This is a genomic window from Streptomyces sp. NBC_01260 (assembly GCF_036226405.1).
GTDB lineage: Bacteria > Actinomycetota > Actinomycetes > Streptomycetales > Streptomycetaceae > Streptomyces > Streptomyces laculatispora.
This window is the reverse complement of sequence record NZ_CP108464.1, coordinates 6,434,966-6,461,621: the sequence shown is the minus strand read 5'-3', so window position 1 is coordinate 6,461,621 and position 26,656 is coordinate 6,434,966. Positions and strand designations below refer to the sequence as shown.

Here is a 26,656-nt window from a genome sequence, read left to right as displayed (position 1 = left end):
CCCGATACGGCCTCAGTCCCCGGCCGGCGCCGGTTTCTCCGTCCGCGCCGCCGGCGGAGCGTGCTTCTCGGGCAGCGGCGGCGCGTGCTCCGCGGCTGCCCGTACATCGATCTCGCGCCAGAATCCCGCCCGGATCGCGTACCGGTCGTGCTCGTCGATCTGGTCGTCCTTGTGCGCGAGCAGCCCGAACCGGGCGGCGTACCGCAGCAGCTCGCCGTCGATGCGGTGCGGGACCCGGGGGTACATGGTGGACAGCTTCTGCAGGTGGACGGTCTCCGGCAGCCGTTCCATCCAGCGCCGGGCGAAGACCTGGCCCACCTCGAACGGGTCGCCGCCGACCGTGGTGATGTCCTCCTCGCGGTCCGCCCAGCGCTGCTCGGCGCTGGTGATCTGGGCCAGCGTCGGGAGGGACGCGGTCTCCGGGGACTCGCCGAGGGGGCCGCCGCGCTCCACCCAGCCCCGGTCCGAGGACCAGCGCAGGGTGGCGTTGGCGGGCGGCGGCTGGGTGGGGTGCTGAGCCGGCTGGGCTCCGGGTCCGCGCAGGGTGCCCGCGAGGTCCTTCGGGGTGGGGACGCCGCGGCCCGCGTGGCTGTGCGGGGTGTGGGCGGCGTTCTCGTCGGGCGGCTCGGACGCCTCGTCGCGGGCGGCCTCGGCCTGGGCCTGGGCCTGGGCCTGGGAGGCCCGCTCGGCGGAGGCAGCGAGGGCCGCCTCGGGCAGCGGTGCGGAGAGGATCGCGGCGATCTCGGAATTCCGCGCGGCGGGCGGCGGCGCGCACGGGCCGCCGGTCTCCTTGGCCCGTACGGCGCGAGTGATCCAGGCCCGGTCCAGCACGCGCCGTTCATCGGCCTCGGCGACGAGGTCCTCCGACTGGTTGTAGTCGCCGTCGGCGGCCTGGACCGCCCAGAGGTGGACGGCGACGCCGTGTTCCTTGGCCGACATCAGACCGGGCAGCAGATCGCCGTCGCCGGTCACCAGGACCACATCGGAGCAGGCCCGGTTCCGCGCGAGCTCGGTGAGCTCGGCGTGCATCGCCGCGTCGACACCCTTCTGAGCCCACCGCCCGTCACTGCGAGTGAGGGCCCCCAGGCGCACCGTCACCCGCGACATGACGCGCAGCCTGCGGTGCTCGGGCTGCGGTACGCGGTCGGGGGCCCCGTCGAACCAGTAGATCCGCAGCAACGGCTGCTCCGTATCGGCCTCCGCCCGCTCCCGGAGCCCCTGGATCAGGGCCGCATGGTCGACGGTGATGCGGGAACGGGCGGGCTCTCCGGCCAGCAGGCTCGCGGCTGCGCCCAGCAGGTAGCCGGCGTCCACCAGGACGACGCAACGGTCCACGCGTTCCACCCTCTTCCAGGAATTCGGGAACGGGTTCAGCGGGCCCGGCGTTCGGAGCGCGGCGTCGCACCCTCCGATGACCGGACCCGCTTACTCAGAGTTTCCTTCGAGTCTGCCCGACCGCGCGGGGGTTGACGGCCGGAACTCGATCATCGGCGTGGCGGATCCGGAAAACGGCGCATCATACCCCCTCGCTACGCACGGTAATGATCCAACATGCGGGGTTTACCCGATTATGTGAATCTGACAGCGGTCCTGGCCCCGAGAGTCCCCCTAGGAGGAACACCATGGCCAAGAACAAGAACCGCAAGCAGGGCAGCCAGCAGGATCGCGCTACCGAGTCGGAGCGCGGTGAGCAGGAGGCGCGGTCGACGGCTTTCGAGTCGCAGAACCAGCCGCAGGCTCAGTCGCAGGGCAGCCCTGCCGATGTTGCGCGTAAGCATCAGCGGCGTTTCGGCCACAACTGACCGGGACTTCTCCGGTACGGCCACAGGCCGGTAGCCGAGAGGGGCGCTCCCGCTTTCGCGGGGCGCCCCTCTCGTGCGTGTGCGGTCCTCCGGGAGTCTCAGCCGGCCAGGCAGGACGGGCCGAGCAGCACCTTCAGGTCTCCGAAGAGCGCCGGGTCGGCCTTCACCCGGTGCCGGTCGAGCCGGAGCACCGTGGTCTTGCGGGGGCCCTGGAGCCTGATCCGCACCTCCGTGTCGCCGCGGTGGCTGTTGAGCACCTCGCCGAGCCGGCTGACCATGGGCGGAGTGATCTTGACCGTGGGGATGGTCAGCACCACGGGGGCGTTGGTGCCCGCGTTCGAGATGTCGGGGACCTGCATCTCCATGGCGACGAGCCGGGGCACGTCCTCCCGCTTGTCGAGGCGTCCCTTGACGAAGACGACGGTGTCCTCGACGAGCTGGGTGGAGACCAGCTGGTAGGTGGCGGGGAAGAACATGCACTCGATGGAGCCGGCCAGGTCCTCGACGGTGGCGATGGCCCAGGCGTTGCCCTGCTTGGTCATCTTGCGCTGGAGGCCGGAGATGATACCGCCGATGGTGACGATCGCGCCGTCGCTGTGCTCGCCGCTGGTGAGCTGCGAGATCGCGGCGTCGGACTTGTCGCTCAGCACGTGCTCGATGCCGAAGAGCGGGTGGTCGGAGACGTACAGCCCGAGCATCTCGCGCTCCTGGGCCAGCAGGTAGGACTTCTCCCACTCGATGTCGGAGAACTCCACGTCGAGCCCGAAGCCCGGCTCGTCGCTGTCCTCCTCACCGCCGCCGAAGAGGTCGAACTGCCCCTCGGCCTCCTTGCGCTTGACCTGCACCACGTTGTCGATCATGGGTTCGTGGTGGGCGACGAGCCCCTTGCGGGTGTGGCCCATCTCGTCGAAGGCGCCGGCCTTGATGAGGGACTCCACGGTCCGCTTGTTGCAGACGACCGCCTCGACCTTGTCGAGGAAGTCGGGGAAACTGCCGTACTTCCCCTTCACCTTGCGGCACCGGATGATCGAGTCGACGACGTTCTGACCGACGTTGCGGATGGCCGTCAGCCCGAAGAGGATGACGTCGTCACCCTGTGCGGCGAAGTTCGACTCGGACTCGTTGACGTTCGGCGGGAGCACCTTGATGCCCATGCGGCGGCACTCGTTGAGGTAGACCGCCGACTTGTCCTTGTCGTCCTTGACCGAGGTCAGCAGCGCCGCCATGTACTCGGCGGGGTAGTTCGCCTTCAGGTAGCCGGTCCAGTAGGTGACCAGGCCGTACGCGGAGGAGTGCGCCTTGTTGAAGGCGTAGCCCGCGAACGGGACCAGTACGTCCCAGAGGGCCTTGATCGCGGCGTCGGAGAAGCCGTTCTTCTTGGCGCCGGCCTCGAAGAGGACGAAGTTCTTCGCCAGCTCGTCGGCCTTCTTCTTGCCCATCACGCGGCGCAGGATGTCGGCCTCGCCGAGCGAGTACCCGGCGACGATCTGGGCGGCCTTCTGGACCTGCTCCTGGTAGACGATCAGGCCGTAGGTGAGGCCGAGGACCTCCTTGAGCGGCTCCTCCAGCTCCGGGTGGATCGGAGTGATCTCCTGGCGGGCGTTCTTGCGCTCGGCGTAGTTCGTGTGCGAGTTCATGCCCATCGGGCCCGGCCGGTACAGGGCCGAGACGGCGGAAATGTCCTCGAAGTTGTCGGGCTGCATCTGGCGCAGCAGCGAACGCATCGGCCCGCCGTCGAACTGGAACACCCCGAGCGTGTCGCCGCGGCAGAGCAGCTCGTACGTCTTGGGGTCGTCCAGCGGGAGGGCGAGCATCTCCAGTTCGACGCCCTTGTTGGACTTCACCATCTTGATGGCGTCGTCCATGATCGTCAGGTTGCGCAGCCCCAGGAAGTCCATCTTGAGCAGGCCGAGCGACTCGCACTGCGGGTAGTCCCACTGGGTGATGGTGACGCCGTCGGAGTGCCGCACCCAGACCGGGGCGTGGTCGACGATCGGCTCGCTGGACATGATGACGCCCGCGGCGTGCACGCCCATCTGCCGGACCAGGCCCTCGACGCCCTTGGCGGTGTCGATGACCTTCTGGACGTCCGGCTCGTTCTCGTACATCCCCCGGATCTCGCCCGCCTCGCTGTAGCGCGGGTGCTTGGGGTCGGTGATGCCGTTGAGGTCGATGCCCTTGCCCAGGACGTCGGCGGGCATGGCCTTGGTGAGCCGGTCGCCCATCGCGTACGGGTAGCCGAGGACGCGGGCGGAGTCCTTGATCGCGTTCTTGGCCTTGATCTTGCCGTAGGTGCCGATCATGGCGACCTTGTCTGCGCCGTACTTCTCCGTCACGTACCTGATCACCTCGACGCGCCTGCGCTCGTCGAAGTCGATGTCGACATCGGGCATGGAGACGCGCTCGGGGTTGAGGAACCGCTCGAAGATCAGCCCGTGCTCGATCGGGTCGAGGTCGGTGATGCCCATCGCGTACGACACGATCGAACCGGCGGCGGAGCCACGACCGGGGCCGACCGCGATGCCGTTGTTCTTCGCCCACATGATGAAGTCCGCGACGACCAGGAAGTACCCCGGGAACCCCATCTGGATGATGATGTCCATCTCGTACTCGACCTGCTTCTGCCGGTCCTCCGGCACACCGCCCGGGAAGCGGCGGTTCATCCCGACCCGGACCTCCTCCTGGAACCAGGTGATCTCCGTGAAGCCGTCCGGGATGTCGAACTTCGGCATCAGGTCGCGCTTCTCGAACATTCCGGTGGTGTCGATCTGCTGCGCGACGAGCAGGGTGTTGGCGCAGCCCTGCTGCCAGGCGTCCGAGGAGTCGACGGCGTACATCTCGTCCGTCGTCTTCAGGTAGTAGCCGGTGCCGTCGAAGCGGAAGCGGTCCGGGTCGGAGAGGTTCTTTCCGGTCTGGATGCACAGCAGTGCGTCGTGCGCGGTCGCCTCGTTGGCGTAGGTGTAGTGCGAGTCGTTCGTGACGAGCGGCGGGATGTCCAGCTTCCGGCCGATCTCCAGGAGCCCGTCACGGACCCGGCGCTCGATCTCGATGCCGTGGTCCATCAGCTCCAGGAAGTACTTGCCCTCGCCGAAGATGTCCTTGTAGTCGGAGGCCGCCTGCACCGCCTCGTCGAACTGTCCGAGGCGCAGTCGCGTCTGCACCTCGCCCGAGGGGCACCCGGTGGAGGCGATCAGTCCCTCGGACCACTGGGAGATCGTCTCCTTGTCCATCCGGGGCCACTTCTGCAGCCAGCCCTCGGCGTAGGCGTCGGAGGACAGCTTGAAGAGGTTGTGCAGCCCCTTCGCGTTCGACGCCCAGATCGTCTTGTGGGTGTAACCACCGGAGCCGGAGACGTCGTCGCGCTTCTGGTGCGGCTGACCCCACTGGATCTTCCGCTTGTGCTTGCGCGACTCCGGGGCGACGTACGCCTCGATCCCGATGATCGGCGTCACATTCGCCTTGGCGGCCGAATGGAAGAAGTCGTACGCGCCGTGCAGGTTGCCGTGGTCGGTCATCGCGATATGGGACATGCCCATCTCGTTGCACGCCTCGAACATGTCCTTGAGCCGCGCGGCACCGTCCAGCAGCGAGTACTGGGTGTGGACGTGAAGGTGCGTGAAAGGCGGCTTGGTCACGGCGCTGTGCCTCCGGGAAAACTGAGGATGACGGCTTGGGGGGACAGCGTGGAAGTCTACGTCTCCGAGGTGACAACCGGCGGGCACTCCGGGATACGGTCGCGCGTTGGAAGAGCTGGGACGCCCGTCTCATTTGTCATGTACGTCGTCACGCACGCCAGGTACCAGGAGGCACCCAGAGATGTCGGAAACGCAGACCGGCGCAGCGCAGCGCGGGGAGCAGATCCTTGAGGTTTTCGACACCGCTTTCGGGGAGCTGCTGGCCGCCGACCCGGCCGCGTTCCGGGTCAAGTTCCGCAAGATGGCGGGCTCGGCCTTCGCCTTCTACCGGGGCACGGCGTGCCTGTTCTACAGCGACCTGGAGCGGGAGCGGCACAGCGGCCCGTATCTCGACGAGCGCACCGGCCGGGTGTGGATTCACGGCGATCTGCACGCGGAGAATTTCGGCACGTACATGGATGCCAACGGCCGGCTGGTCTTCAATGTGAACGACTTCGACGAGGCGTACGTGGCCCCGTTCACCTGGGACCTCAAGCGCTTCGCCGCGTCGGTCGCCCTGATCGGCTACGCGAAGGCGCTGGGCGACGACCAGATCACCGAACTCGTCCGGATCTACGCCGCGGCCTACCGCGAGCGGATCCACGCACTGGCGACCGGCGCCAAGAATGACGAGGTGCCGCCGTTCACCCTGGACACCGCCGAGGGCCCGCTGCTGGGGGCACTGCGGGCCGCCCGCGCGCTGACCCGGTTCTCGCTGCTGGACTCGATGACCGAGATCCGTGACTTCGAGCGCCGCTTCGCGGACGGCGGCGGCGCGATCGACCTGGACGCGGCGACGCGCTACAAGGTCCTCGCGGCATTCGACGGATACCTGGAGACGCTGCCGGAGTCGAGTCTGACCCGGCCCGACTCCTACCGGGTCAAGGACGTCGTCGGAAGGCGCGGGATCGGCATCGGATCGGCCGGGCTGCCCTCGTACAACATCCTCCTGGAGGGCAACAGCGACGCCCTGGAGAACGATGTGGTGATCTACCTCAAGCAGGCGCAGACCCCCGCGGTCTCCCGGCACATCACGGACGCGGCCGTGCGGGACTACTTCCAGCACGAGGGGCACCGCACGGTGATCTCGCAGCGGGCTCTCCAGGCGCACGCCGACCCGTGGCTGGGCTGGACCGAGCTGGACGGGGCCGGTCAGCTGGTCGCCGAGGTGTCGCCGTACGCGGTCGATCTGGACTGGTCCGACATCGACGAGCCCGACGAGATCGCGGCGGTCGTCGCCGACCTCGGCCGGGCGACGGCGACGATGCACTCCGCGGCGGACGACGAAAGCGGCCACTCGCTGGTGCCGTTCTCCACCGAGCGGGCGATCGACGCGGCGATCGCGGCGGACGAGGAGGGGTTCGGGGACCTGCTGGTGGACTTCGCCCACAGCTACGGCGCACGGGCGCGCGCGGACCACCAGATCTTCGTGGACCTGTTCCGCAACGGCCGGATCCCGGGGCTCTGAGCCTTCCCACAGGGGAGGGACCCTTCAGGGCTCGCATACAGGTTCGCATGCGACACTCCTCGACGATGGACATCTCCGGGACGCAGCTCAGGGTCGTACGCGCGGCGCTCTTCACAGCGCTCGTCGTGACGCTCTCCGCTGCGTCCCATGTGCTGCTCTCCCGGGTCCCGTTGCCGCTGACCCTCGTCGCCGTACTGGCCGGCGGGGTCTTCGCCGTCGCGTACGCGCTGGCCGGCCGGGAGCGCGGCTTCGGGGCGATCGCCGGGCTGCTGGTGCCGCTGGAGCTGGCCGCCGACACCGTGTTCACCACCGGTCAGCACCTCTGTTACGGCGCCGCCGGCGGCCCGATCGCCGGTCCGCTGCGGTCGGTGGGCGTCGATGTGTTCTGCGGCGGCGGAGATGTGGGCGCGGGCGCGACGCAGTTCGCCAACGTCGGCGAGTTGGGCACCCCGCTGGCCTCGGTGACCGGCGCCGGGCACGACGCCGCCGCACTGCTGGCCTCGCCGGGCCCCCTGGTGCCGTGGCTGCTGCTGGCCGCCCATGTCACGGTCGGGCTGCTCGCAGCGGTCTGGCTGCACCGGGGCGAGCTGGCGCTCGCCCGTCTGCTGGGCGCCTTCGCGCTGCTGGCGTTCCGGCCGCTGCTGGTCGCGGTCGCCGTGGCGGGCACGACCCGTCACCGTGTGCGCCGCCCGGCCCGGCCCGCGCCCCGGGGCCCCCACGCGCACGCACCCGCCCGCCTCCTCGTGCACTCCGTGGGACGTAGGGGACCGCCGCGCTCGGCCTGCGCCACCGCCTGAGCACACGAGTCCCTGACGTCGCACCACCACGCACTCCACGGAGAACCGAAACATGAGCAACCGCAACAGCCAGGCCAACAAGTCCGCCGCCCGCGAGCGGCTGCGCGCCGAGCGCGACCGCCAGGCCAAGAAGGACAAGACCCGCCGGCAGGTCGTCGTCGGCGTCTCGATCGTCGCCGTCCTGGCGATCGCCGCAGGTGTCAGCTACGGCGTGATGCAGCTGAACAAGCCCGGCCACTGGGACGAGGCGAAGGACGCGAAGAACGTGACCGCGCCGAAGAACACCTCGGGCAAGGACGGCACGACCGTCGTCGTCGGCAAGTCGACGGCCAAGAAGACCCTGGAGCTGTACGAGGACTCCCGCTGCCCGATCTGCTCCACGTTCGAGCAGGCGATCGGCGAGACGGTCCACAAGGACGTCGATGCGGGCAAGTACAAGGTCAAGTACATCGGTGCCACGTTCATCGACAACAGCGACAACGGCGAGGGCTCGAAGAACGCGCTGAGCGCGCTGGGCGCCGCCCTCGACGTGAGCCCCCAGGCCTTCCTCGACTACAAGTACGCGCTCTACTCCGCCAAGTACCACCCGCAGGAGACCGAGGACAAGTTCAAGGACGACTCGTACCTGATCAAGATCGCCGACACGGTGGACGCGCTGAAGGGCAACGCCGCGTTCCAGAAGAGCGTCAAGGACGGTACGTACGACGCCTGGGCGATGAAGATGTCCGCGGCCTTCGACAAGAGCGGCGTGCAGGGCACCCCGACACTCAAGATGGACGGCAAGACGCTGACCGGCTCGGACAAGAAGAACGCCCCGATGACGGTGGAGGACTTCAACACCGCGATCACCGCGGCGCTGAAGGGCTGATCCGCTCCGCACCTGCGACGGGCCCCGCGCGATACTTCCGTGCGCGGAGCCCGTCGCGTGCTCACAGCGTGGCGAGAAATCCGATCGCGACCTTCCAGGCCAGCTCGGCCGAGGCCTGGTCGAAGTCCGGCAGCTCCGCGTCGGTGAACAGGTGACCCGCGCCGGGATAGCGGTAGATCTCGACGTCGGCGCCGGTCCGCTGCATCTGGAGGTACCAGGAGTTCAGCCAGTCGTGCGTCTCGTACGGGTCCGGGTCCGCGACGTGCAGCTGTACGGGCAGCTCGTCCACCGAGGCGCTCGGAGCGATGTCCGACGTGCCGTGGAAGAGCAGCAGCCCGCGGGCCTTCGCGTCCCCGAGCGCCAGCGTCTGGGCGACGGACGCGCCGAGCGAGAAGCCCGCGTAGACCAGTCCGGAGTCGGAGTAGGGCGCAGCGGCCAGCACGGCCCGCTTCAGCAGCTCCTCCTTGCCCGTCTCCTGCTGGAAGGCCAGTCCTTCCTCGACGGTTTCGAAGGTGTGCCCCGCGAAGATATCGGGCACCCGCACCTCGTGCCCGGCTGCACGCAGCCGGTCGGCGGCCGCGTGCACCGAGGGGCGCAGACCGTACGTCGAGTGGAAAAGCATGATGTTCATGAGGCCCATGGTGCCAGTTACCGTCGAGAGCTTGGAGAGCGACAGGATGGAGACCCTACTGCGTCCGCTGATCATCCTCGGCGGTTCGGTAGTGATCACACTGGTGGTCGGCTGGCTGGTGGACCTGCTGCTCAGACGGGCCGACGGGCGGCATCACGAGACCCCGTTGTGGGGTCTGCTGCGGCGCTGCCGGATACCGTTCCAGGTCACGTTGTGCACGGCGCTGCTGCGGGCCAGCTACACCCAGACCGGGCTCGATCTGATCAGCGACCACCGCGGGGGCATCGGCCAGGCGCTGACGCTGGTGATGATCGGCGCCTCGGCCTGGCTGGTGCTGCGGATCGCCATCGCGGTGGTGGACTCGGTGTACGCGCGCTACGCGGCGAACACCCGGGACCCGGCGCGGGTGCGGCGGGTGCGGACGCAGGTGACGCTGATCCAGCGGGTGGTCACCGCGATCGTGACGACGGTCGCCGTCGCCGCGATGCTGCTGACGTTCCCGGCCATGCGGACGGTGGGCACCTCGATGCTGGCCTCGGCCGGTGTCCTCGGCATCGTCGCGGGTGTCGCCGCCCAGTCCACGCTCGGCAACCTCTTCGCGGGCCTGCAGATCGCCTTCGGCGACATGGTGCGGATCGGTGACACGGTGGTGGTGGACGACGAGTGGGGCACGATCGAGGAGATCACGCTGACCTTCCTCGCGGTACGGACCTGGGACGAGCGGCGGATCACGATGCCGGTCTCGTACTTCACGAGCCAGCCCTTCGAGAACTGGTCGCGCGGCGGGGCCCAGATGACCGGTTCGGTCTTCTTCCACCTGGACCACTCGGCGCCGGTCGCCGCGATGCGCGACCAGCTGCGGGACATCCTGGGCGACTGCGCCGCGTGGGACGGCCGGAACTGGTCGCTGGCCGTCACCGACACCACCCCCTCCACGGTCGTGGTGCGTGCGGTGGTCACCGCGAAGGACGCGGACGACATCTGGACGGTGCGCTGCGCGGTCCGGGAGCAGATGATCGGCTGGCTGCGCGATCACCATCCGTACGCCCTGCCGAGGATCGCGACGGCGCCCGCGGCGCCGCCGCCCGAGGACGGGTGGCCGGTCATGACCCACCCGAACGGGAAGCCGGCGGGCCGGGACAGGGCGCCGCGCACCGGGCGCGGCTGACCGGCCCGCCCCGGGAGCGGGTCAGCGCAGACTGCGTACGTCCAGCTGCCGCAGCACCCGGTCGACGACCTCGGGATCGGCACCGGCCTCGCTGCGCGCGGAGAGCACCGCATGGCGGGCGGCCGACAGCATCTCGCGCTGGATGCGGCTGACCGCCTTGAACCGCTCGGCGCGCTTCGCGTACGCCTCGCGCCGCTCGTCGTCGACCATGTCGGGGCTGATCCGCGCCCCCACGTCGTAGGCCAGCCGCTGGAGGCGCTCCACGACGTCCTCGGGGAACTCCTCGACCTCCTGGATCTCCTTGAACCGCTGCCGGGCGGCCGTGGCGGCCCGGATCGCGAGGTCCCGCTCCAGCGCCTCCTCGGCGTCGGTGTCCGCCCGGACCCGCAGCTTGCGCACCAGCCATGGCAGGGTCAGGCCCTGGAAGACCAGGGTGACCATGATCACGGCGAAGGCGATGAAGACGATCTCGTCACGGCCCGGGAAGGGTTTTCCGTCGTCCGTCTTCAGCGGGATCGCGAGCGCCAGCGCGACCGACGCCACCCCGCGCATCCCGGCCCACCACATGACGACGGTCTCCCGCCAGCCGGTGGGGATCTCCTCGCTGACGTCACGGCGGGTGTGCAGCCGCTTGGCCAGCCAGGTCGCGGGCAGCAGATAGAGCAGCCGGACGCCGACGACGACCGCGACGACGGCGAGGGCCCAGCCCGCCATCTCCAGTCCGCGCCCGTCGGCCGTCCCGAAGACGTTGTGCAGTTCGAGGCCGATCAGCCCGAAGGCGACACCGGTGACGAGGGTGTCGACGATCTCCCAGAAGGTACGGCCGGTGAGCCGGCCCAGGACGTCGTCGGCGTCGGCGGTGTGCTCGGCAAGGAAGAGCGCCGTGGTGAGGACGGCGAGCACGCCCGAGCCCATCAGCTCCTCGGCGAGCGCATAGCTGACGAACGGCACCAGCAGGGTGAGCCCGACCTGGAGCGTGGCATCGCCGAGCAGGCCCATGAGTTTGATGGTGAGCCAGCCGAGCGCGACGCCCACCGCCACGGCGACGACGGCGGAGAGGAACAGCAGCCCGAACGCCTCCGGCAGCGAGAAGGTGCCGCTCACCGCGGCGGCGATCGCCACGTGGTAGAGCACGATCGCGGTCACGTCGTTGAACAGCCCCTCGCCCTCCAGGATGGAGACGAGCCTGCGGGGCAGCCCGACCGAACCGGCGACCGCGGTCGCCGCGACCGGGTCGGGCGGCGCCACGAGCGCGCCGAGTGCGACGGCGGCGGCGATGGGCAGTCCGGGGACGATCGCGTTGGCGACCGTGGCCACGGCCGCCGTCGTCAGAAAGACCAGCGCCACGGCCAGCAGAAAGATCGGTCGTTTATTGGCAGCGAACTGCCGCCAGGAGGTGCGCTGCACGGAGGCGTAGAGCAAGGGCGGAAGCAGCGCGGGAAGGATGATCTCAGGCGGGATGTCCACATTCGGCACGAAGCTGAGGAGGGCCATCCCGACACCCACGAGCGTCATCAGCACGGGCGCGGGGAGCCTCAACCGCTCCCCCAGCGGCACGGTGACCACTGCTCCGAGCAACAGCATGAGCAGCAGGGTCAATTGGTCCACGAGGTGCCTTCCGGAGCGCGGCGAGCCGGCCGCGGCGATCGGCCGACCCGGAGTTCCAGCCTGCCACGCAAGGCGCGCAATCCCGGCAACACCCCCGCCACACAGCCCTTCTGACCGACCATTCCTCCGATGTTTCTGCGGTCAGCCCTCTTCCGCTGCCCTCTCCGGGCGGGCAGTATGCGGCATGCGTCATTCAGGGACGAGAACTCTCACCACATACATGACTGGCAGGAGAGACCACGTGACCGCGTTCTCCCGAAGGCATTTCGTCGGCGCAGCCGCTGCCGGAACCTCCGCGTTCTGGATCGCCGGCTCCCCCACCGCGTGGGCCGCGACCGCCCCGGCGCCGGCGGGCCGACCGGGCCCCGACGTCCACGAGAAGACCGTCCGGGACGCCGCCATGACCTGGCGCACGCTCCCCACCGGCTGGCAGCAGGCCCCGTTCCTGGCCAACGGCCACCTCGGCGCCCAGCTGTACGCGGGCCAGTCCGCCAACACCCTGAAGCTGATGCTGAGCCACAGCCAGGTGCAGGACCAGCGCGGCCAGTGGCGCGGCGGCATCGGCTTCTCCCGCCTCCCCATCGGGTACTTCACCCTGACCCTGGCCGGGGAGATCACCGGCGTCGACTGGACCCTGGACCTGTACGACGCCGAACTGCGCGGCACCGTCACCACCACCCGCGGCTCGCTGGCCTTCTCCGCCCTCGTCCAGAACGACACGAGTGCCCTGCTGATCTCCACCCGGCCCACTCCGGGCGAGGAGGCCGCGGCCTGGTCCTTCCAGTGGCTGCGGGCCGCCACCACCCGCAGCAGCGGCAAGCCCGAGGACTACACGCCCAACCCGGACCCGCGGGCCGGCGACGGTTTCGTCGAACAGCCACTGCTCGCGGGCGGCGGCTGGACCACCGCCTGGCGCGAGCGGCGCGAGGGCACCGGCCGGCTGCTCGCCGCCCACCTCGTGTACCGCTTCCCCGGCCAGGTGTCCGAGGCGACGGCGGACGCGCTGCGGGCCGTGGACCGCACCCTGGCCGCGGACCCGGACCGGCTGGTGGACCGTCACCGCCGCTGGTGGCACGCGTACTACCGGCGCAGCTTCCTCTCCGTACCGGACAAGCGGCTGCAGAGCTTCTACCTCATCCAGCTCTACAAGCTCGCCGCGTCGACCAGGGCCGGGGGGCCGACGATCTCCGAATGGGGCCCCTGGTTCCCCGAGGTCGGCAACAACTGGACCGCGGTCTGGTGGAATCTCAACGTCCAGATCGGCATGGCGCCGGTCCACGGTTCCAACCACCCCGAACTCGACTCGGTGACAAGCACCTTCCGCCGCTTCGAGCACAACCTCCCGACGTCGGTCCCGGCCGGGTACCGCGACGGCGAGAGCTACGCGCTGGGCCACCCCTCCGACTGGCAGCTGCGCGCGGGCGACACCTACGACGTCGGCGCCCCCGGCTCGGAGCACGTCTCCGACAACTTCGGCAACCTCATCTGGGCGCTGCACAACGTCTGGCAGTCCTACCGGCACTCGATGGACCTGTCCGTCCTGCGCGACGTCGTGCACCCGATCCTCGCGAAGGCCGTCAACTTCTACGCGCACTTCCTGCACGAGGGCCCGGACGGCAGGCTGCACCTGCTGGAGACCCGCTCCCCCGAGTACGCCAACGCCGAGGACTGCACCTATGACCTCTCGCTCATCCGCTGGGGAGTGCGCACCCTCATCGCGTCCTCGAAGCTGCTGCGCAACAACGACCCGCGGCTCGGGCGCTGGCAGGACATCGAACGGCGCCTCACCCCGTACGCCGAGGACCCGGTGGCCGGCGTGATGATCGGCAAGGACGTCCCGCTGGCCGACTCCCACCGCCACCACTCGCACCTGCTCTGGCTGTACCCGCTGCGCGAGCGCAGCTGGGACCGGGCCGGGGACCGGGATGTGATGCGGCGCTCCATGGACCACTGGGTCTCCATGCAGCAGTTGTGGCACGGCTACAGCTACGCGACCGCCTCGTCGATGTACTCGGTGACGGACGAGCCGGAGAAGGCCCTCGACTTCCTGACCTTCTTCACCGATCTGAAGGTGGTCGCGGACTGCCAGATGACGGTCAACACGATGTACCGGGAGGGCAAGAACCTCGCCCTGGAGAGCCCGTTGTCCGCCGCCCAGTCGATGCTCGACATGGTGGTGCAGGGACACGAGGGAGTGGTGAAGGTCTTCCCGTCCGTCTCGGACCGCTGGGCCGACGCGTCGATCGCGTCACTGCGCACCCAGGGGGCCTTCCTCGTGGACGCCGACCGCTCGGACGGTGCCACGCGCTGGGTACGGGTCCACAGCGAGGCGGGGGCTCCGCTGACCCTGGACCACTCGGTCCGGGGCCCGGTCGAGGTACGGGACACCCACGGCCGCCCGCTGCGCCGGCGGGAGACCGGGCCGGGCCGGATCACGGTCGACCTGCCCCGCGGCGCCACAGCGGTGATCACCCCACGGGGTGCCCGCCACACCGGGGCGGGCCCGCGCGACGTGCCGTCGAACGGGGCGTGGACGAAATGGGGCCTGCCGGGCTGACCCGGCGGCCGGCCGCCGCGGGCCTCAGCGCTCCAGCGGCCGGCGCATCGCCCGGTGGGGGATGCCCGCGTCGGGGAACTCGGGGCCGTAGGCCTCGTAGCCGAGCCGTTCGTAGAAGCCGAGCGCGTGCGTCTGGGCGTGCAGGTCGACGGCGGCGAGGCCGAGGTCACGGCCCGCGTCCTCGATGGCCCGCACCAGCGCCGCGCCGACCCCGAGGCCGCGTGCCCCACTGGTCACCGCGAGCCGGCCCAGCGAGCCGACTGTGACGTCACCGCCGGTCCTCGCCGCAGCGCCGGGGCCGTGCAGCAGCCGTCCGGTGCCCAGCGCCGTGCCGTCCGCCGCGACGGCGATGACATGCACCGCGTCCGCGTCGTAGGCGTCGTACTCGATCTCCTCGGGCACGTTCTGCTCACCGACGAAGACGTCCTTGCGGACCTGGAAGCAGGCGGCGCGGTCCTGCTCCCCGGTGGCGGTGCGGGTGGTGTACGAGGGAGGCGTGCCGGTCATTCGCTCTCCGCCGCGATCCGGTCCAGGGCCTGCTGGAGGTCGTCCGGGTAGGTGCTGGAGAACTCGACCCAGCGGCCGTCCGAGGGGTGCTCGAAGCCGAGCCGGACGGCGTGCAGCCACTGCCGGGTCAGGCCCAGCCGCTTGGCCATCGTCGGGTCGGCGCCATAGGTCAGGTCGCCGACGCAGGGGTGGCGGTGGGCGGACATGTGCACCCGGATCTGATGCGTACGGCCGGTCTCCAGCTTGATGTCCAGGAGGCTGGCGGCGCGGTACGCCTCGATCAGGTCGTAGTGCGTGACGGAGGGCTTGCCCTCGGCGACGACCGCCCACTTGTAGTCGTGGGTGGGGTGGCGGCCGATGGGGGCGTCGATGGTGCCGCTCATCGGGTCCGGGTGGCCCTGGACCAGCGCGTGGTACTTCTTGTCGACGATCCGGTCCCGGAACTGGGCCTTCAGCAGCGTGTAGGCACGCTCGGACTTGGCGACGACCATCAGCCCCGAGGTGCCGACGTCGAGCCGGTGCACGATGCCCTGGCGCTCGGCCGCACCCGAGGTGGAGATCCGGTACCCGGCGGCGGCGAGGCCGCCGATGACGGTGGTGCCGGTCCAGCCGGGGCTCGGGTGTGCGGCGACACCGACCGGCTTCATGATCACGACGATGTCGTCGTCGTCATGGACGATCTCCATGCCCTCGACGGGCTCGGCCACGATCTGCACCGGCGCCGGAGCCTGCGGCATCTCCACTTCCAGCCAGGCGCCGCCGTGCACCCGCTCGGACTTCCCGGCCACCGAACCGTCCACCTGTACCTTCCCGGCGGCGGCCAGCTCTGCGGCCTTGGTGCGGGAGAAACCGAACATGCGGGAGATGGCGGCGTCGACACGCTCGCCTTCCAGGCCATCGGGTACGGGCAGGGTTCGGATCTCGGGATGCGTACTCACCTGTCGAGTATGCCTTGCGCGTCCTAGTCCTTGTGCACGGTGCCGTCGGGGTCCAGACCCTTGAAGGAAAGGATCACGATGAGGATGCCGCCGCAGACGATCGCGGAGTCGGCCAGATTGAAGACGGCGAAGTGGGCGGGGGCGATGAAGTCCACCACCGCGCCCTCGAAGACGCCCGGCGCACGGAAGATGCGGTCGGTGAGGTTGCCCAGCGCACCGCCGAGCAGCAGCCCGAGCGCGATGGCCCACGGCAGGCTGTAGAGCTTGCGCGCGAGCCGTGCGATCACCACGATGACGGTCGCCGCGATGATCGTGAAGATGATCGTGAAGGCCTCACCGATACCGAACGCGGCTCCCGCGTTGCGGATCGCGTCGAGCCTGAGCCAGCTGCCGAAGATCTCGATCGGCTCCTGGTGCTCCAGCTTCGCCACCACGAGCATCTTGCTGCCCAGGTCGAGCAGATAGGCGAGCACGGCGACGCAGAAGAGCAGGATGATCCGTCGCCGGCGCGTGGCCGGCGAACGGTCGACCGCCGCTTCCCCGTCCCCGGCCGCGGTGGTGTCCGCCGCCGGCCCGTCCGGGGCCCCGGCCCCGTCGCTCCGCTCCGGCTCGGCTCCTTCGTGTCCCTCAGCCTCAGGGATGTCCGGCGTACCGATGATGCTCTCCGCCTCTGCCACGTGAGTCCCTCAACCTAGTTCCCGACTGAGGACGAGGGTACGACACACCGGCGGGGATCAGCCGCGTCGTTCCTGCTTCTGTTTGTCCTCGACACACAGGGTGGCCCGGGGGAACGCCTGCATCCGTGCCTTGCCGATCGGATTGCCGCAGATCTCGCAGAGCCCGTACGTCCCGGCGTCGAGGCGGGCCAGCGCCCGCTCGGTCTGTTCCAGCATCTCCTGGGCGTTGGCGGCGAGCGACATCTCGTGTTCGCGGGTGATGTTCTTGGTGCCGGTGTCCGCCTCGTCGTCACCCGCCCCGTCACCGGAGTCCCGCATCAGCCCGGCCAGCGCCGCGCCCGAGGCCTCCAGCTCGCTGCGCAGCCGGGTGATCTCGCCGGTCAGCTCGGACCGGGCGGCCGACACCTCCTCCGGCGTCCAGGGGTCCTCACCCGGCCGTACGGCCAGCTCCCCCGGCGTGGTCGCGGCGGCGCGGGCCGGGGGCACGGGTGCCGTGCTCCGTCCGGCGGTCCGGGTCCTGGCCGCGCTCTTCTTGGCTACCACCGTGTGGGCTCCCGTCTGCTCGGCGGCCTCGGCCGCCCCCGTGGCCGCCGCGGCGGCCTTCTTCGAAGCCTTCTTGGCCGGGGTCTTCCCGGCCGCGGTCTTCTTCGGCGCGGCCTTCTTCGCCGCCGCCTTCCTGGTCGCCGGTTTCCTGGTCACTGCCTCCTTGGCAGCCTGCTTCGCGGTCTTCCCGGCAGCGCTCGTCGTCGCGGCAGCCGGCTCGGGCCCGTCCTCGGCCACGGGCCGCGTACCCGCGTCCGAAGCGTCGCCCGGGCCTGCTTCCGGCGTTGTCTCCCCGGCTGCCGCGCCCGTGGATCCCGCTGACGCCGTCTTCTTTGCGGCGGTCTTCTTCGCCACCATGGCCGCGGCCCCTTCACACATTGTGATCTTGCTCGCGAGTCTCGCTGGGACGATAAGTCGACCCCAGCCCCGCGGCAACGGGGCACGCCGCCGAATCGCCCCTCCCCGTGTCCGGATCACAGCGCGCCTGAATCCGTTGTGCCCAGCTCCCCGCCCGGTAATCCGCCTTCCGCTCCCCCGGCCGGCCGCACCGGGACTCCGAGCGGCGTGTCTGGCCATTCGGGTCATGCCGGGGCCCGCCGTCAAACCGGTCGGCCGCCGCACCCCGGGCCCCGTACACTGGCGGCAGCGAGAGGCGTGGATGGGACGAGTAGCGTCGTACGCAGCCAGGAGCGACCCGGGGACGGTGGGAGCCCGGGGGCGAGCGCGTCGTGAAGATCACCCGGAGCCGTCGGAGGAACGCCGCAAGGCAAGTAGAACCGGCTTCGCACCCCAATGAGGGGGCCACGGGCGCACACCCGGGGCCAAGGAGGGTGGTACCGCGGGAACCCAACCGGTTCTCGTCCCTCCGACGGAAGTGGAATACGTCCGCCGGAGGAAGCCCGCACATGACATCGCCGCAGTACCGCCAGGTACCCGCCCAGGTCGACCTGCCCGCGCTGGAGCACGCAGTGCTCGACTTCTGGCGCGAGAGCAAGGTGTTCGCCAAGAGCCTCGACCAGTCCGAGGGCCGCCCCGAGTGGGTGTTCTACGAGGGCCCGCCGACCGCCAACGGAATGCCCGGCGCCCACCACATCGAGGCCCGCGTCTTCAAGGACGTCTTCCCGCGCTTTCGCACCATGCAGGGCTACCACGTCGGCCGCAAGGCCGGCTGGGACTGCCACGGTCTGCCGGTCGAGCTCGCGGTCGAGAAGGAGCTGGGCTTCAACGGCAAGAAGGACATCGAGGCGTACGGCATCGCCGAGTTCAACGCCAAGTGCCGGGAGTCGGTCACCCGGCACACCGACGCCTTCGCCGAACTCACGACCCGGATGGGCTACTGGGTCGACCTCGACGACGCGTACCGCACGATGGACCCCGAGTACGTCGAGTCGGTGTGGTGGTCGCTGAAGGAGATCTTCAACAAGGACCTGCTGGTCCAGGACCACCGCGTCGCCCCCTGGTGCCCGCGCTGCGGCACCGGCCTCTCGGACCACGAGCTGGCCCAGGGATACGAGACGGTCGTCGACCCGTCGGTCTTCGTGCGCTTCCCGCTCACCTCCGGCCCGCTGGCCGGCGAGGCCGCCCTCCTGGTCTGGACGACGACCCCCTGGACCCTGGTCTCCAACACCGCCGTCGCCGCGCACCCCGAGGTCGAGTACGTCGTCGCGACGAACGGCGAGGAGAAGCTCGTCGTCGCCCGCCCGCTCGTCGAGAAGGCGCTGGGCGAGGGCTGGGAGCTGACCGGCCGGTCGTTCACCGGCCGCGAGATGGAGCGCTGGACGTACGAGCGCCCGTTCGCCCTGGTGGACTTCCCCGCGCCCGCCCACTACGTCGTCAACGCCGAGTACGTGACGACCGAGGACGGTACGGGTCTGGTCCACCAGTCCCCCGCCTTCGGCGCCGACGACCTCCTGGTCTGCAAGGCGTACGGGCTGCCGGTGGTGAACCCGGTCCGCCCCGACGGCACCTTCGAGGAGGACGTGCCGCTGGTCGGCGGCGTCTTCTTCAAGAAGGCCGACGAGGCGCTCACCGAGGACCTCTCGGACCGCGGCCTGCTCTTCCGGCACGTCCCGTACGAGCACAGCTACCCGCACTGCTGGCGCTGCCACACCGCGCTGCTCTACTACGCGCAGCCGTCCTGGTACATCCGCACGACCGCCGTCAAGGACCGTCTCCTGGAGGAGAACCAGAAGACCAACTGGTTCCCCGAGTCGGTCAAGAACGGCCGGTACGGCGACTGGCTGAACAACAACATCGACTGGGCGCTGTCCCGCAACCGCTACTGGGGCACCCCGCTGCCGATCTGGCGCTGCGAGGACGACCACCTCACCTGTGTAGGTTCGCGCGCCGAGCTGAGCGAGCTGACCGGCAGCGACCTCTCCGGCCTCGATCCGCACCGGCCGTTCATCGACGAGATCACGTTCACCTGCTCGCACGAGAGCTGCCAGCTGGAGGCGTACCGCGTCCCCGAGGTCATCGACGCCTGGTACGACTCGGGCTCGATGCCGTTCGCGCAGTGGGGCTACCCGCACAAGAACAAGGAGATCTTCGAGAGCCGCTACCCGGCGCAGTTCATCTCGGAGGCCATCGACCAGACGCGCGGGTGGTTCTACACGCTGATGGCGATCGGCACCCTGGTCTTCGACAAGTCGTCGTACGAGAACGTGGTCTGCCTGGGCCACATCCTCGCCGAGGACGGCCGCAAGATGTCCAAGCACCTGGGCAACACACTCGAACCGGTCCCGCTGATGGACCAGCACGGCGCCGACGCCGTGCGCTGGTTCATGGCGGCCGGCGGCTCCCCGTGGGCGGCGCGGCGCGTCGGCCACGGCACGATCCAGGAGGTCGTCCGCAAGACGCTCCTCACGTACTGGAACACGGTCGCCTTCCAGGCGCTGTACGCCCGTACGTCGAACTGGGCGCCGTCCGCGGCCGATCCGGCCCCGGCCGACCGCACGGTCCTGGACCGCTGGCTGCTGAGCGAGCTCAACGCCCTGGTGGACCAGGTCACCCAGGCGCTGGAGAGCTACGACACCCAGCGCGCCGGCAAGCTGCTCTCGGGGTTCGTCGACGATCTGTCCAACTGGTACGTACGCCGCTCCCGCCGCCGCTTCTGGCAGGGCGACAAGGCGGCGCTGCGCACCCTGCACGAGGTCATCGAGACGGTCACCCGGCTGATGGCCCCGCTGACGCCGTTCATCACCGAGCGGGTCTGGCAGGACCTGATCGTGCCGGTCGCCCCGGACGCCCCGGAGTCGGTCCACCTCTCCGGCTGGCCGAAGGCGGACCTGGCGGCGATCGACCCCGCGCTCTCGACGCAGATGGCGCTGGTGCGCCGGCTGGTCGAGCTGGGCCGGGCCACCCGCGCCGAGTCGGGCGTCAAGACCCGTCAGCCGCTGTCCCGGGCCCTGGTCGCGGCCTCGGGCTTCGAGAGCCTCTCCCCCGCGCTGCACGCCCAGATCACCGAGGAGCTGAACGTCTCCTCGGTGGCCTCGCTGTCCGAGGTCGGCGGTTCGCTGGTCGACACGACGGCGAAGGCGAACTTCCGGGCGCTGGGCAAGCGGTTCGGCAAGGGCGTCCAGGCGGTGGCCAAGGCCGTCGCGAACGCCGACGCCGCCGCGCTGTCGCTGGCCCTGCGCGAGGGCACGGCCTCGGTCGAGGTCGACGGCGAGACGGTGTCGCTGGCCCCGGACGAGGTCATCATCACGGAGACCCCGCGCGAGGGCTGGTCGGTCGCGTCCGACTCGGGCGCCACGGTCGCCCTCGACCTGGAGATCACCCCGGAACTGCGACGTGCGGGCCTGGCCCGTGACGCGATCCGCCTCATCCAGGAGGCCCGCAAGAACAGCGGGCTGGACGTGGCGGACCGCATCGCCGTCCGCTGGACGTCCACGTCGCCCGCGACGGCCGAGGCGCTGACCGAGCACGCGTCCCTGATCGCGGACGAGGTGCTGGCCCTGGACTACGCACAGGGCGAGGCGGACACGGCGTACGGCGAGCCGTTCGAGGACGAGGGTCTGTCCCTGACGTTCCGCCTCCGCAAGACGAGCTGACCTCACCGAGGAAGGGCCCGGCCGGGGGTTTCCCGGGCCGGGCCCTTCCTGTTGTCCCCCACCCGCCCCTTCCCGTACCCGGGGCTCCGCCCCGGACCCCGCCCTCACACGCCGGCGAGGCCGAGTCTCACGCCCAGGCGCGCAGATCAAGCCCCGCCGAGCCAAATCAAGCCGGGGGAAGCCCCCGAGAACCCCGGGCCCCCGCCCCGCCCACGGCAAAGGGCCGGGCCCCGGGGAAACCCCGGGGCCCGGCCCTCAGCCTGCCGACGGCTACGCGCTCATCGCGCGACGGCCGCTCAGTTGTCGTCCTCGTCGATCAGGAACCCGCGCATCGGCGAAGGTGCCTGCTGCATCGGCTGCGGCGCCTGCGGCCGCACCGGTGCCATCGGCTGAGTCATCGCCGGTGACATCTGCTGCTGGCCACCGTACGAGGGGGCACCGCCCATGGACGGGTTGCCGTGACCGCCGTGGTTGCCGCCCATGCCGTGACCCATGGCACCCGCACCGGCCGGAGCCAGCGAGGGCGACGGCGGCAGCGAAGCGGTCGCCGGGGCACGCGGCGGAGCGAGCGAGTCGTCCGCCTGGGTCTCCAGCTGACGCAGCTGGCTCTCCAGGTAGGACTTCAGACGCGTCCGGTACTCGCGCTCGAAGCCACGCAGGTCCTCGACCTTGCGCTCCAGCGTCGCGCGGGCCGACTCCAGGGAGCCCATCGCCACGCGGTGCTTCTCCTGCGCGTCCCGCTCCAGGGCGTCCGCCTTGGCACGCGCGTCGCGCTCCAGGCCCTCGGCACGGCTGCGCGCCTCGCCGACGATCTTGTTGGCCTCGGAACGGGCCTCCGCGATCGCCTGGTCCGCGGTCTGCTGCGCCAGGGACAGGACACGGGCGGCGCTGTCGCCGCCGGGGCCCTGCTGCTGCATCTGCGGCGGCTGCTGCTGCTGCATCTGCGGCGGCTGCTGCTGCTGCATCTGCTGCATCTGCTGCTGCTGGGGGTTGTGACCGCCCATGGGGCCGCCCATCGGGCCACCCATGGGACCGCCCTGCATCGGGCCGGGGCCGTGCGGGCCCTGCGGACCGGGGCCGTGCGGGCCCTGGGGGCCGTGGCCGCTGGGGCCGGCGGGCAGCTGCGGAGCGCCACCGGGCAGCTGGGGGGGACCCATCTGCGGGGGCTGCTGCTGCTGGACCGGCGGACCAGATATGGCGGCCGGCACCGGTGCGCCGGGCCGGTCCTGCTGCTCCGGCTTGCGCATGCCTTGCTGCTGCTGGTTCTGCGCGGCGGCACGCGTGGCGGCGGCCAGCTTGGCGCGCAGGTCCTCGTTCTCACGGAGCAGGCGGGTCAGCTCCGATTCGACCTCGTCGAGGAAGGCATCAACCTCGTCCTCGTCATAGCCTTCTCGGAGGCGGACCGTCGTGAACTGCTTGTTCCGCACGTCCTCGGGGGTCAGCGGCATCTCTTCTTCACCTCTACGTAGTCGTCGGCAGTCGGCAAGACCGTATCGCTCACAACCTGATCACGACGCTGATCAGGATGGAAACGATGATCATCAGAACGAAGAAGGACAGGTCGAGTGCCACGCCCCCGAGACGCAGCGGCGGAATGAACCGCCGCAGGAGCTTGAGCGGTGGATCGGTGACCGTGTAAGCGGCCTCAAGAACGACCACCATCGGCTTGCCCGGCTGCCATGAACGTGCGAACTGGAAGACGTAGTCCATGACAAGCCGGAAGATCAGCACGATGAGGAAACACATCAACGCGATGTAGACAACACTTTGAGCGACGCCCATCCTCGCGCTTCCCTCTCCCCTGGCTCTCGTAGCTCCGGCCTCTCGGCCGGGTTGTTCCCGGTGTCGTGTTCTCAGCTCTGGTTGAAGAATCCGCCCTCTGCGATGCGGGCCTTGTCCTCCGCCGTGACATCGACGTTAGCAGGCGACAACAGAAAGACCTTCTGCGTCACTCGCTCAATGCTGCCATGGAGACCGAAGACGAGTCCCGCGGCAAAGTCGACAAGTCGCTTTGCGTCCGTGTCGTCCATCTCCGTGAGATTCATGATCACCGGAGTGCCCTCACGGAAGTGTTCCCCGATGGTACGGGCCTCGTTGTAGGTCCTGGGGTGCAGCGTGGTGATGCGGTAGGGCTCCCGCTCGGACACAACCTTGGGCATGATCACCGGTGCGTTCTTCTCCAAGTTCGAGCGTTCAGGTGTGATGGATGCCACGGGGGCGATTCGGGCGGGTCGCTCTCGCTCGGCCGGGATCTGAACCGGCTCCCGCTGCGCCGGAGGCTGCACCGCTCGTACCGGTTCGTCCCGTTCGCGCTCCACCTGATGCGCGGGCTGGTGCCGGCGCCGGTCCCGCTCGGGTTCCGGCTCGGGTTCGAATTCGTCGTCGGGGTCGAACCCCGGACCGTCGTACCCATCGTCCTCCACGAGGCCGAGGTAGACCGCCATCTTGCGCATCGCGCCGGCCATGCTCTGAGTCCTCCGCTCTGTGGTGGATCGGCATCTGTCACCAAGTGCCCGCGATCCACTGTGGCCTATCCGCCATGGGCGGTAATGACCATATTTTCTGCTGTGGTCCGACTTGCTTGGCGACGTTACCCGAGCCCGGGTCGGACTCCGAGTACCGCAGTACCGACGCGCACATGTGTCGCTCCGGCCGCAACCGCGTCCTCAAGGTCCGCACTCATCCCTGCAGAGACCATGTTCGCAGCCGGATGGTTCCCGCGCAGCCGGGATGAGATTTCCATCAACCGGTCGAACGCCGCCCGTTGCCTGCCGGCGAACGGCCCGGCGAGCGGTGCGACGGTCATCAGACCGGCCAGCCGCAGCCCGGGGGCGGATTCGACCGCGGCGGCCAACTCCTCGACCCCGTCGGGTGCCACGCCGCCCCGCTCCCCCCGTTCACCGCTCTCCGCGTCGAGCGCGACCTGGATGAGACACCCGAGTTCACGACCGTCACGCGCGGCCGCCGCGGAGAGTGCCGTCACCAGCTTGGTGCGGTCCACCGACTGCACGACATCGGCATAACTCACCACAGAACGAACCTTATTCGTCTGCAATTGACCGACAAAGTGCCATGCGAGAGACAGATCAGCACATGCGGCGGCCTTGGGAGCCGCGTCCTGGTCGCGATTCTCCGCGACCTGACGCACGCCGAGTTCGTGCAGGATCCGCACATCGCTCGCGGGGTAGGTCTTGGTGACCACGATGAGGGTCACCTCTTCCCGCTTGCGACCGGCGGCGGCACAGGCGGAAGCAATGCGTTCCTCCACCTCTGCGAGATTTGCCGCGAGTTGAGCCTTACGGTCCGTCATGCCCTATCAGTCCAACCAGACATATCCGGCGAGCCGCCCCGTGGTGCGGTCGCGTCGGTACGAGAAATGGTCGCCCGATTCGAGGGTGCAGAAGGGCGACATGTGCCGGTCGGTGACTCCGAGGGCATCGAGCTGGGCATGGACTCCGGCGGTGACGTCCACGGCCGGGGTTCCCCAGCTGGTCTCGGACCAGGAGGCGGGGACGCTCGCGGCGACCTCGTCCCGCATGGCGGCCGGAACCTCGTAGCACCGTCCGCAGACGGCCGGCCCGGTGCGGGCGATGATCCGCGAGGTGTCCGCGCCGAGCCGGACCATGGCCCCGATCGCGGCGGGCACCACTCCGGCGACCAGACCCGGACGGCCCGCATGGGCCGCTGCGACGATTCCGGCGACCGGATCGGCGAGCAGTACGGGGGTGCAGTCCGCGGTGAGGACGGCGAGCGGGAGTCCGCGCCGCGCGGTCACCACCGCGTCCACGGCGGGAATCCCGGGCGTGTCGCCCCACGGCCCGTCGACCACGGCCACGTCCCTGCCGTGGACCTGGTTCATCCAGACGACCTGCGCCGGGTCGAGCCCGCGACTGCGGGCGGCACGCTCGCGGTTGGCGAGAACGGCGGCGGGGTCGTCACCGACCGCGCCGCCGAGGTTGAGCTCCGCATACGGGGCGGCGCTCACTCCGCCCCACCTGTCGGTGAAGGAGAAGTGGGCGCCGCCCCCTGAAGAAACAGAATCCTTCGAGCTCACTGCGTGTTGCGGACCTATCACTTCAAGAAGTCCGGGACATCCAGCTCTTCGGCCTGGGAGTCCTGGTAGGGACGGGCCGGCGGGACGTGCGGCGGAGCGACCGGCGGCCGGTGGCTCTCACTGGCCACCGGAACCGGCTCGGTCTGGACCGGGCTCTCCTCGCGCGGGGGCACGGAGCCCAGTCCGCTCGTCTGGCGCACGGGCTCGGCGGCCCGGACCGGCGGAACCGACTCCTCACGCTTGGCGGAGTTCGCTCCCAGGACGTTCTCGCGACGGGCCGGCGGCTGTCCGCCGTCGAATCCCGCGGCGATCACGGTGACCCGCACCTCGTCGCCCAGTGCGTCGTCGATGACCGCACCGAAGATGATGTTCGCCTCGGGGTGCGCCGCCTCGCTCACCAGTTGGGCGGCCTCGTTGATCTCGAAGAGACCGAGGTCGCTGCCGCCGGAGATGGAGAGCAGGACACCTCGGGCGCCGTCGATGGACGCCTCCAGGAGCGGCGAGGAGATCGCCATCTCGGCCGCCGCCACCGCACGGTCGTCGCCGCGCGCCGAGCCGATGCCCATGAGCGCCGATCCGGCCTCGGACATGACCGACTTGACGTCGGCGAAGTCGAGGTTGATCAGGCCCGGGGTGGTGATGAGGTCGGTGATGCCCTGGACACCCGAGAGCAGCACCTGGTCGGCCGACTTGAACGCGTCGAGCACGCTGACCTGGCGGTCCGAGATGGACAGCAGTCGGTCGTTGGGAATGACGATGAGGGTGTCGACCTCTTCGCGGAGTTCGGCGATGCCGTCCTCCGCCTGGTTCGCGCGACGTCTGCCCTCGAAGGTGAACGGGCGGGTGACCACGCCGATCGTCAGGGCGCCGAGCGAGCGCGCGATATTGGCGACGACGGGTGCGCCACCGGTGCCGGTGCCACCGCCTTCGCCTGCGGTGACGAAGACCATGTCGGCCCCCTTGAGGACCTCCTCGATCTCTTCACGGTGGTCCTCTGCCGCCTTGCGACCGACGGCCGGGTTCGCCCCGGCGCCGAGGCCACGGGTGAGTTCACGGCCGACGTCGAGCTTGACGTCGGCGTCGCTCATCAACAGGGCTTGCGCATCAGTGTTGATCGCGATGAACTCGACGCCCTTGAGACCGACCTCGATCATTCGGTTGATGGCATTGACACCACCGCCGCCGACACCGATGACCTTGATGACTGCGAGGTAGTTCTGCGGTGCTGCCACGTCGAAGGCCTCTCGCCTCGAGTTACGTGTCGTCGCTTGGCGGTAGTCCCGCCGCGACGACGGATGCCGATTGGGACGGT

The 26,656-nt window shown here is 69.8% G+C and carries 21 protein-coding genes; 7 read left to right on the top strand and 14 right to left on the bottom strand.

Annotated elements, in window-relative coordinates:
• Nucleotides 1-12: 12 nt before the first annotated feature.
• A complete protein-coding gene (locus tag OG322_RS28785) occupies nucleotides 13-1,344 on the bottom strand; it encodes an NYN domain-containing protein (protein ID WP_123469946.1) in 1,332 nt (443 codons plus the stop codon).
• Between the two features lie 278 nt (nucleotides 1,345-1,622).
• Here OG322_RS28785 and OG322_RS28780 point away from each other — a divergent pair, with 278 nt between their 5' ends.
• Nucleotides 1,623-1,802 carry a hypothetical protein gene (locus OG322_RS28780; RefSeq protein WP_123469948.1) on the top strand — a complete coding sequence of 60 codons (180 nt, stop codon included), beginning with the start codon at nucleotides 1,623-1,625 and terminating at the stop codon, nucleotides 1,800-1,802.
• 98 nt (nucleotides 1,803-1,900) lie between these two features.
• Here the strand turns inward: OG322_RS28780 and dnaE are convergent, their stop codons facing one another.
• Nucleotides 1,901-5,437, bottom strand: coding sequence for a DNA polymerase III subunit alpha (gene dnaE / locus OG322_RS28775; protein ID WP_123469950.1), 3,537 nt, complete (start codon nucleotides 5,435-5,437; stop codon nucleotides 1,901-1,903).
• Between the two features lie 181 nt (nucleotides 5,438-5,618).
• Between dnaE and OG322_RS28770 the strand changes: the two genes are divergently transcribed.
• The 3 genes from OG322_RS28770 (at nucleotide 5,619) to OG322_RS28760 (ending at nucleotide 8,609) form a co-directional block, all read left to right on the top strand.
• The gene (locus OG322_RS28770) at nucleotides 5,619-6,944 is read left to right on the top strand and encodes a DUF2252 domain-containing protein (protein WP_123469952.1); all 1,326 of its coding nucleotides are present in this window, start codon (nucleotides 5,619-5,621) and stop codon (nucleotides 6,942-6,944) included.
• A 65-nt stretch (nucleotides 6,945-7,009) separates the two neighbouring features.
• Entirely contained in the window at nucleotides 7,010-7,741 is a 732-nt protein-coding gene (locus OG322_RS28765) for a hypothetical protein (protein ID WP_185095736.1), read from the top strand.
• A gap of 52 nt (nucleotides 7,742-7,793) precedes the next feature.
• The gene (locus OG322_RS28760) at nucleotides 7,794-8,609 is read left to right on the top strand and encodes a DsbA family protein (RefSeq protein WP_329307196.1); all 816 of its coding nucleotides are present in this window, start codon (nucleotides 7,794-7,796) and stop codon (nucleotides 8,607-8,609) included.
• Between the two features lie 61 nt (nucleotides 8,610-8,670).
• On the opposite strand, the gene OG322_RS28755 is transcribed toward OG322_RS28760, so the two are convergent.
• A complete protein-coding gene (locus OG322_RS28755) occupies nucleotides 8,671-9,249 on the bottom strand; it encodes a dienelactone hydrolase family protein (RefSeq protein ID WP_329307195.1) in 579 nt (192 codons plus the stop codon).
• 37 nt (nucleotides 9,250-9,286) lie between these two features.
• Between OG322_RS28755 and OG322_RS28750 the strand changes: the two genes are divergently transcribed.
• Entirely contained in the window at nucleotides 9,287-10,408 is a 1,122-nt protein-coding gene (locus OG322_RS28750) for a mechanosensitive ion channel family protein (protein WP_329307780.1), read from the top strand.
• 21 nt (nucleotides 10,409-10,429) lie between these two features.
• Here OG322_RS28750 and OG322_RS28745 read toward each other — a convergent pair whose 3' ends face one another.
• Nucleotides 10,430-12,016 carry a Na+/H+ antiporter gene (locus OG322_RS28745; protein ID WP_123469960.1) on the bottom strand — a complete coding sequence of 529 codons (1,587 nt, stop codon included), beginning with the start codon at nucleotides 12,014-12,016 and terminating at the stop codon, nucleotides 10,430-10,432.
• A gap of 241 nt (nucleotides 12,017-12,257) precedes the next feature.
• Here OG322_RS28745 and OG322_RS28740 point away from each other — a divergent pair, with 241 nt between their 5' ends.
• Complete coding sequence (locus tag OG322_RS28740; protein WP_329307194.1) at nucleotides 12,258-14,573, top strand: glycosyl hydrolase family 95 catalytic domain-containing protein; 2,316 nt, start codon at nucleotides 12,258-12,260, stop codon at nucleotides 14,571-14,573.
• Between the two features lie 24 nt (nucleotides 14,574-14,597).
• Here OG322_RS28740 and OG322_RS28735 read toward each other — a convergent pair whose 3' ends face one another.
• The 4 genes from OG322_RS28735 to OG322_RS28720 are packed head-to-tail and all read right to left on the bottom strand — an operon-like array spanning nucleotide 14,598 to nucleotide 17,595.
• Nucleotides 14,598-15,080, bottom strand: coding sequence for a GNAT family N-acetyltransferase (locus OG322_RS28735; protein ID WP_329307193.1), 483 nt, complete (start codon nucleotides 15,078-15,080; stop codon nucleotides 14,598-14,600).
• Nucleotides 15,077-16,018, bottom strand: coding sequence for an RluA family pseudouridine synthase (locus OG322_RS28730; RefSeq protein ID WP_123469968.1), 942 nt, complete (start codon nucleotides 16,016-16,018; stop codon nucleotides 15,077-15,079). The genes OG322_RS28735 and OG322_RS28730 overlap by 4 nt, the downstream gene beginning before the upstream one ends.
• A 23-nt stretch (nucleotides 16,019-16,041) precedes the next feature.
• Entirely contained in the window at nucleotides 16,042-16,695 is a 654-nt protein-coding gene (lspA, locus tag OG322_RS28725) for a signal peptidase II (protein ID WP_124283835.1), read from the bottom strand.
• A 57-nt stretch (nucleotides 16,696-16,752) separates the two neighbouring features.
• The gene (locus OG322_RS28720) at nucleotides 16,753-17,595 is read right to left on the bottom strand and encodes a TraR/DksA family transcriptional regulator (protein ID WP_185095689.1); all 843 of its coding nucleotides are present in this window, start codon (nucleotides 17,593-17,595) and stop codon (nucleotides 16,753-16,755) included.
• A 548-nt stretch (nucleotides 17,596-18,143) separates the two neighbouring features.
• On the opposite strand from OG322_RS28720, the gene ileS reads away from it, so the two are divergent.
• A complete protein-coding gene (gene ileS / locus OG322_RS28715; RefSeq protein ID WP_123469974.1) occupies nucleotides 18,144-21,290 on the top strand; it encodes an isoleucine--tRNA ligase in 3,147 nt (1,048 codons plus the stop codon).
• A 296-nt stretch (nucleotides 21,291-21,586) separates the two neighbouring features.
• Here ileS and OG322_RS28710 read toward each other — a convergent pair whose 3' ends face one another.
• The 6 genes from OG322_RS28710 to ftsZ all read right to left on the bottom strand — a co-directional run bounded on the left by OG322_RS28710 (nucleotide 21,587) and on the right by ftsZ (nucleotide 26,576).
• Nucleotides 21,587-22,738, bottom strand: coding sequence for a DivIVA domain-containing protein (locus OG322_RS28710; RefSeq protein ID WP_123469977.1), 1,152 nt, complete (start codon nucleotides 22,736-22,738; stop codon nucleotides 21,587-21,589).
• Between the two features lie 49 nt (nucleotides 22,739-22,787).
• The gene (locus tag OG322_RS28705; protein ID WP_123469979.1) at nucleotides 22,788-23,072 is read right to left on the bottom strand and encodes a YggT family protein; all 285 of its coding nucleotides are present in this window, start codon (nucleotides 23,070-23,072) and stop codon (nucleotides 22,788-22,790) included.
• A gap of 71 nt (nucleotides 23,073-23,143) precedes the next feature.
• Nucleotides 23,144-23,755: a cell division protein SepF gene (locus OG322_RS28700; RefSeq protein ID WP_073735522.1), complete on the bottom strand. Its 612-nt coding sequence runs from the start codon at nucleotides 23,753-23,755 to the stop codon at nucleotides 23,144-23,146.
• A gap of 125 nt (nucleotides 23,756-23,880) precedes the next feature.
• The gene (locus OG322_RS28695) at nucleotides 23,881-24,600 is read right to left on the bottom strand and encodes a YggS family pyridoxal phosphate-dependent enzyme (protein WP_123469980.1); all 720 of its coding nucleotides are present in this window, start codon (nucleotides 24,598-24,600) and stop codon (nucleotides 23,881-23,883) included.
• Nucleotides 24,601-24,606: 6 nt separating this feature from the next.
• The gene (pgeF, locus tag OG322_RS28690) at nucleotides 24,607-25,365 is read right to left on the bottom strand and encodes a peptidoglycan editing factor PgeF (protein ID WP_206432298.1); all 759 of its coding nucleotides are present in this window, start codon (nucleotides 25,363-25,365) and stop codon (nucleotides 24,607-24,609) included.
• Nucleotides 25,362-26,576 carry a cell division protein FtsZ gene (gene ftsZ / locus OG322_RS28685; protein WP_123469982.1) on the bottom strand — a complete coding sequence of 405 codons (1,215 nt, stop codon included), beginning with the start codon at nucleotides 26,574-26,576 and terminating at the stop codon, nucleotides 25,362-25,364. Before ftsZ ends, pgeF begins: the two co-directional genes overlap by 4 nt.
• Between the last annotated feature and the right edge of the window lie 80 nt (nucleotides 26,577-26,656).

Excerpts from the sequence above, each read along its gene's own strand:
- OG322_RS28760 (WP_329307196.1), top strand. The coding sequence starts at position 7,794 with ATGAGCAACCGCAACAGCCAGGCCAACAAGTCCGCCGCCCGCGAGCGG.
- OG322_RS28720 (WP_185095689.1), bottom strand. The coding sequence starts at position 17,595 with ATGGTGGCGAAGAAGACCGCCGCAAAGAAGACGGCGTCAGCGGGATCC.
- OG322_RS28750 (WP_329307780.1), top strand. The coding sequence starts at position 9,287 with ATGGAGACCCTACTGCGTCCGCTGATCATCCTCGGCGGTTCGGTAGTG.
- OG322_RS28710 (WP_123469977.1), bottom strand. The coding sequence starts at position 22,738 with ATGCCGCTGACCCCCGAGGACGTGCGGAACAAGCAGTTCACGACGGTC.
- OG322_RS28700 (WP_073735522.1), bottom strand. The coding sequence starts at position 23,755 with ATGGCCGGCGCGATGCGCAAGATGGCGGTCTACCTCGGCCTCGTGGAG.
- OG322_RS28705 (WP_123469979.1), bottom strand. The coding sequence starts at position 23,072 with ATGGGCGTCGCTCAAAGTGTTGTCTACATCGCGTTGATGTGTTTCCTC.
- OG322_RS28735 (WP_329307193.1), bottom strand. The coding sequence starts at position 15,080 with ATGACCGGCACGCCTCCCTCGTACACCACCCGCACCGCCACCGGGGAG.
- OG322_RS28695 (WP_123469980.1), bottom strand. The coding sequence starts at position 24,600 with ATGACGGACCGTAAGGCTCAACTCGCGGCAAATCTCGCAGAGGTGGAG.
- OG322_RS28770 (WP_123469952.1), top strand. The coding sequence starts at position 5,619 with ATGTCGGAAACGCAGACCGGCGCAGCGCAGCGCGGGGAGCAGATCCTT.
- ileS (WP_123469974.1), top strand. The coding sequence starts at position 18,144 with ATGACATCGCCGCAGTACCGCCAGGTACCCGCCCAGGTCGACCTGCCC.
- OG322_RS28780 (WP_123469948.1), top strand. The coding sequence starts at position 1,623 with ATGGCCAAGAACAAGAACCGCAAGCAGGGCAGCCAGCAGGATCGCGCT.
- OG322_RS28765 (WP_185095736.1), top strand. The coding sequence starts at position 7,010 with ATGGACATCTCCGGGACGCAGCTCAGGGTCGTACGCGCGGCGCTCTTC.
- OG322_RS28755 (WP_329307195.1), bottom strand. The coding sequence starts at position 9,249 with ATGGGCCTCATGAACATCATGCTTTTCCACTCGACGTACGGTCTGCGC.